This window comes from Frankia sp. CgMI4, from assembly GCF_001756285.1.
Classification (GTDB): domain Bacteria; phylum Actinomycetota; class Actinomycetes; order Frankiales; family Frankiaceae; genus Frankia; species Frankia casuarinae.
Genome location: NZ_MAQZ01000063.1, coordinates 84,497 through 90,496, shown reverse-complemented (window position 1 = coordinate 90,496; position 6,000 = coordinate 84,497). Strand labels below are relative to the sequence as shown.

The 6,000-nt window shown below is 69.0% G+C and carries 6 protein-coding genes; all 6 read right to left on the bottom strand.

What is annotated here, in order from left to right:
* A partial coding sequence (locus Manayef4_RS10265) for a PHB depolymerase family esterase (protein WP_305773814.1) occupies positions 1–767 on the bottom strand: 767 nt, incomplete at its 3' end.
* Positions 754–2,019 (bottom strand): 23S rRNA (adenine(2503)-C(2))-methyltransferase RlmN, encoded by a 1,266-nt coding sequence (gene rlmN / locus Manayef4_RS10260; RefSeq protein ID WP_070131433.1) that lies wholly within the window; start codon positions 2,017–2,019, stop codon positions 754–756. The genes Manayef4_RS10265 and rlmN, both read right to left, overlap by 14 nt.
* A gap of 101 nt (positions 2,020–2,120) precedes the next feature.
* Entirely contained in the window at positions 2,121–3,062 is a 942-nt protein-coding gene (locus tag Manayef4_RS10255; RefSeq protein ID WP_070131432.1) for a phosphatidate cytidylyltransferase, read from the bottom strand.
* 138 nt (positions 3,063–3,200) lie between these two features.
* The gene (gene frr, locus Manayef4_RS10250) at positions 3,201–3,758 is read right to left on the bottom strand and encodes a ribosome recycling factor (RefSeq protein WP_011437955.1); all 558 of its coding nucleotides are present in this window, start codon (positions 3,756–3,758) and stop codon (positions 3,201–3,203) included.
* A 276-nt stretch (positions 3,759–4,034) separates the two neighbouring features.
* Positions 4,035–4,649, bottom strand: coding sequence for a translation elongation factor Ts (locus Manayef4_RS10245; RefSeq protein ID WP_070131431.1), 615 nt, complete (start codon positions 4,647–4,649; stop codon positions 4,035–4,037).
* A 265-nt stretch (positions 4,650–4,914) separates the two neighbouring features.
* Positions 4,915–5,784 (bottom strand): 30S ribosomal protein S2, encoded by an 870-nt coding sequence (gene rpsB, locus Manayef4_RS10240; RefSeq protein ID WP_070131430.1) that lies wholly within the window; start codon positions 5,782–5,784, stop codon positions 4,915–4,917.
* Between the last annotated feature and the right edge of the window lie 216 nt (positions 5,785–6,000).

Here is a 6,000-nt window from a genome sequence, read left to right as displayed (position 1 = left end):
TCCGAGGTCCCATGGATCTCCAGGACGTTGGTGGCGGGCTTGGCGCAGGAGCCGGGCAGCACGCTCGACCCGACGGTCACCGCCGCCGCAAGACGGCCCGGCAGCGCGCAGGCCAGCGTGAGCACCATGTTCGCGCCGTCACCGTAGCCCACGGCGAAGACGCGTCCCGCGTCCAGGCACATCTGACCGACAAGGTCGTTGAGCAGCGCGCCGACGAAGAGTACGTCGTCGKGTCCCACCGCCTTCGATCTGGTGAAGTTCCACCGCATCTGCGTCCCGATCGGGGCGGCGACCACGAAGCCCGCCTTCGTCCCCTGATCGGCGAGCCGCGTGTACGCTTCCAGATCTTCCGGCGTCTGATTCAGATCATGGAAATTTAAGATCAGTGGTAGTGGCCTGGCCCGTGGACCCGCGGTCGGTACGGCGAGGACGTAGCCGCGCTCGGTTCCTCCCACCCGCAGCGTGCGGGTACCGATCCCGGACGGCAGGGTCTTCCCGGTGACGCAGCCGCTCTCGGGGGGTGGTGGGACCGTGGGCAACGGTATGGCCGACGCCACGGCGGCACCGGCGGCACGACCGCCGGATGCTCCGAGAGCGGCCTGGGTCGCCGAGGTCTTCGCCGGCCCCGGCTCCTGGGACATCGCGTACCACAGGAGCAGCAGCAACACTCCGGCGGCGGCCGTGATCGGCAGCCATACGGTGTTCGTCGCCCGGATACCCGGCCGGGAGGCCCCCCGGCGTCGACTCGTCGGACTACCGAAGGACACGGTCACCGTCAGGCGTCGTGCTCCCCACGGCACCGAACTCGACGAGACGGTCGGATCCGACCTGCTCCGGCCGGTCCCTCCGCTCCGGCTTCCCGGCCGGCTCGGCCGCGAGCTGTCCGCAGGCTGCCGCGATCTCCCGGCCCCGGGTGTCGCGCACCGTCGTCACGATGCCGCGGTCACGGAGCCGGCGGACGAACGCGCGCTGGCCGGCCGGGGCGCTGGCGCGCCACGAGGATCCACCGGTCGGATTCAACGGAATGAGGTTCACATGCGCGAGCCGGCCGACGAGCAGGTCCGCGAGGGCGTCGGCGCGTCCCACGTCATCGTTGACCCCGTCGATCAGCGCGTACTCGACGCTTACCCGTCTGCCGGTCATCTCGGCGTACTCCCAGGCGGCCGCGAGCACCTCGACCACCGGCCAACGGGTGTTGATGGGGACGAGTTCGTTCCGTAGAACGTCGTCCGGGGCGTGCAGGGACACCGCCAGAGTCACCGGCAGGCCCTCTCCGGCCAGACGACGAATCGCCGGAACGAGGCCGACGGTGCTGACCGTCAGGCCGCGAGCCGACAGGCCCAGGCCGTCGGGGGGGTGAGCGGTGAGGCGGCGTAGCGCGGCGATCACCGCGGCATAGTTCGCCAGCGGCTCGCCCATCCCCATGAAGACCACGTTCGACAACCTGGTCTCGCCGCCCGCGAGCTCACGGCGCCGGAGAACCCGGGCGGCGTGCACGACCTGTTCGACGATCTCCGCGGTCGACAGGTTGCGGGTCAGCCCCCCCTGACCGGTGGCACAGAACGGGCAGCCCATGCCGCAGCCCGCCTGGCTCGACACACAGACCGTCGCGCGATCCGGATATCTCATGATCACAGACTCGAGAGAAGCGCCGTCCACGGTCCGCCATGCCGTCTTGCGGGTCAGACCGTCGTCGCAGCTCAGCGTCCGCACCGGGACGAGCAGCCTCGGCAGCAGGGCGTCGAGGAGCGGCTGGCGGTCCCGCTCCGGCAGGTCGGTCATCGCCTCGGGCTCATCGGCGGCGATCAACCGCGCATAGTAGTGCCGGGCCACCTGATCGGCGCGGAAGGCCGGCTGCCCCAGCGACACCGCGACGTCACGCCGTTCCTGCTGGGTCAGGTCGGCGAGGTGACGCGGCGCTCGGCCCGCTCGCCGGGTGAGTGTCAGCCGCACGGGCCGGCCCGCCTCGGCGGTCGGGGGCTGGTCCGGACGTCCGGATTCGGCGGTCGTGGCAGTCATCGCGGATCCAGTCTGCCAGGTGACCGCGACCGAGACGAATGCACTGATCTGTCCGAAGGGGCCTACGAGAGGCGAGACCGGTCGACTGGACCCGGTTTCGATCAGTTCAGGAAGGAAGTGATCAGAAGCCAGGCGACCGGGGCGGTGCACAACAACGAGTCCAGACGGTCCATCAGGCCACCATGGCCGGGCAGCAGGCTGCTCATGTCCTTGATGCCGATGTCGCGCTTGAGCAGAGACTCACCCAGGTCGCCGATCGTCGCGGTACACGCGACCGCCAGCCCGAGCAGAACGCCCTGCCAGGCCTCGGCCTCCAGCGGCCAGGCCAGCACGATCCCGGCGACGATCACACAGGTCACCGCCGAACCGGCGAATCCCTCCCACGACTTCCCCGGGGAGACGGTGGGGGCCATCTTGTGCCGACCGCCGGAGAGGACACCGGCCGTGTAACCACCGACGTCGCTGGCCACCACCGTTCCCAGAAAGGCGACGACTCGCCAGCGACCATCGGAGGGTTCGGTGAGCAGCGCGGCGAAGCCGGCCGGAAAGCCGATGTAGCCGGCCACGAACGCGGCGCCGGCGACGTCGCGGAGCAGACCCGTGGACGGCCCGAAAGCACGGACCAGCGCCGCCACGCCGATGGTGCCGGCGAGAGTCAGCAGCAGGCCGGTGGTCCCGTCGGCGTACGCGACGACCGGCATGGCCGCCGCCCCGGCAACCAGGGGAAGCAGGGGAACCCGTACCTGCGTCAGTCGGATCGCGCGGACCACCTCGTGGGTGCCCAGGGCCATCGCGGCACTGATCACCCCGACAAAGATCACCCGCAGGGTGAACAGCGGAACGAGGATGACGGCACCGAGAAGGATGCCGACACCGATGGCGGCCGGCAGATTGCGGCCGGCACGTGAGGGCCGGGACGCCGTCCCGGCGGGCCGGCCGTGATTACCGGACCCAGGCGAGKATCCCGGCGGCGAGGATCCCGGCGGCGCGGATGACCCGGACGGCCCGGACTCAGCCACCGCGCGGCCGTCGACAGTCGTCATGGCTGCCCGGCCGTGGGCAGCGACCGCCGCATCGCGTATGCGTCATGCGCGGATCCGGGGACCGTCCAGGCGATTCCGAGACCATGGGAACCGAACATCGGAGCGAGCGGCCGGTATCGAGAACGGACGCGGGAGTGATCAAACCGAGAGAAGATCCGATTCCTTGAGCCGAAGAAGTTCATCCACCTGTCCGACGTATCGGTGGGTTGCCTCGTCGAGATCCTTCTCACCCCGCCGGCCCTCGTCCTCGCCGGCATCGCCGTCCCGCACGATCCGATCGATCGTGTCCTTGGCGTGACGTCGGACGTTGCGGATACTMACCCGGGCTTCCTCGGCCTTGGTCCGAGCCACCTTGACAAGATCGCGACGCCGTTGCTCGGACAGCTCCGGAAAAACACACCGGATGATGGTGCCGTCATTGCTCGGGTTGACCCCGAGATCGGAATCACGCACGGCCTTCTCGATCGCCCCCAGGGACGACTTGTCGTAAGGCGTGATGATCACCATACGTGGCTCCGGGATGTGGAACGACGCGAGCTGCTGCACCGGTGTCGGAGCGCCGTAGTAGTCCACCAGGATCTTGGAGAAGACCGCGGGAGTGATACGCCCCGTGCGGATGTTCGCGAAGTCCTCCCTGGCGACCGAGACCGCCTTCTCCATCTTCTCCTCGGCCTCGAGAAGCGTGTCGTCGATCACCGCATTTCCTTCCGTCTGTTCCTGGTCCGCCGGCGTCCACCGGGCGCCGGTCCTGTCATCACCGCGGTTCGGCCGAGYGCAGCCGAGTTCGTCGTCCCAGGGGCGAAGCCGTCCCGCCCGGTCCCGGATTCGCCTGACCGATGATCGCACAGCCGCCGCCTGCAGTGTGCCCTACCACGACGTCCCCGCCGACCTGGGCCGACACCGCACCCACCGAGAAGCCTCGGAGCCGACGGCCGCCGGCCACCCGACAGGGAGCCGGCGGTCCGACGACGCTCAGGCCTGGYGGATGTTGAACCGGGAGAACCGACCGACCTCGATCTTCTCACCCAGTGACGCGCCGGCCTGGTCGAGCAGAGCTCGGATGGTCACCTTGCCGTCCTTCACCCATGGCTGGTCAAGCAGCACGCTGCTCTTCACATACCCGTTGACGCGCCCTTCAACGATCTTCGCGATCGCCTGCTCGGGCTTGCCCTCCTCGCGGGCCGCGGCCTCGTAGATCTTTCGCTCCGCCTCGAGGACCTCGTTCGGGATCTGCTCGGCGGTGACGTACAGCGGGTCCGCCGCGGCGATGTGCTGCGCGAGATCGCGGGCGAGTTGCTTGAAGTCCTCGGTCTTGGYCACGAAGTCCGTCTCGCAGCGAAGCTCGACGAGCACGCCGAGGGTGGGCGGGAGCTGCGGGTCGGTCCGATGCAGATAGGACTCGACCAGGCCGTTGGCGGCGCTGCGTGCCGCACGCTTGGCGACCTGCGCCTTGCCCTTCTCCCGCAGCCAGGACTTCGCCTTCTCGAAGTCCCCGGCGTTGTCGACCAACGCCTTCTTGACGTCGCTCATCCCAGCGCCGGTGAGCTCMCGGAGCTTCCGGATGTCAGCGACTGAAATCTCTGCCATGGTGCTCTTCTCGTCGGTGTGGGTCTGGATGCTGTCGTAGTTCTATCGGCCCCGGTCCCGCGGTGCCCGCCGGGCGCCGCGGGAGCGCCCGCCCGAGCGGCCCTGGCTGCGCGCCCGATCCGGTGCACGGGTCCGACCACCGGAACCAGGCCTGACATTCGGGAGCGGTGGTCCCCGACCCGACTCGGGGAACCACCGTCATCCTCACACAATGTCACCGTTGGTCGATCGCCACCACCGCAGGCGAATGAGACGCGGTAGCGGGTCAGACCGCGGTGCCGACCGCGGCGTCCGGCCGTGTCCCGTCCGCGGGCTCCGCCGTCGCCGGCTCCACCGCACCCGGGGCCTCGGCAGGTGCCTCACCACGCAGCAGGGCCTGCTCCCACTCGGCGAGCGGCTCCTCACCCGCGGACTGCTCGGGCTTGGCATCGGCAGAGCTCGAGGCGCCCGCACGGGCCATCAGACCGTCCGCGACCGCATCGGCGACCACCCGGGTGAGCAGGGCAGMGCTGCGGATCGCGTCGTCGTTGCCGGGGATCGGGTAGTCGACCTCGTCCGGGTCGCAGTTCGTGTCGAGAATCGCCACGACGGGAATGCCGAGCTTGCGGGCCTCACCGAYGGCGATGTGCTCCTTCTTGGTGTCGACGACCCACACCGCGCTCGGCACCCGGCTCATGTCGCGGATACCGCCGAGGGTGCGCTCCAGCTTGATCTTCTCCCGGGTCAGCACGAGCTGCTCCTTCTTCGTGCGCACCTCGGTACCACCGGTCACCTCGATCTCCTCGAGCTCCTTGAGCCGCTGAAGACGCTTGTAGACCGTGGAGAAGTTGGTCAACATGCCACCGAGCCACCGCTCCTTGACGTACGGCATTCCGACCCGGGCCGCGTGTTCCTCGATTGCCTCCTGGGCCTGCTTCTTCGTCCCGATGAACAGGACCGTCCCACCGTGCGCCACGGTCTCCTTGACGAAGTCGTAGGCGCGGTCGATGTAGGACAGTGTCTGCTGCAGGTCGATGATGTAAATGCCGTTACGTTCGGTGAAGATGTACCGCTTCATCTTCGGATTCCAGCGCTTGGTCTGGTGCCCGAAGTGCACACCGCTCTCCAGCAGCTGCTTCATGGTGACGACGGCCATCGGACGTCGCTCCTTCCCGCCCGGCCTGGGCCGGGACGCCTCGGTTGTGACGGCGCCATCTGACGACGGCAGCCCCTGACGCCCGATTGGTCGTGGCCGCCGCTGTGCGGCGGACCGAGGAGACCCTTCCGATGATCAGATCCGGATCATCGACAGTGGGCGTGCGAACTGGGCCCGGTGGACGGGCCCTGCGATCGATGATACCCGCCGGGCACG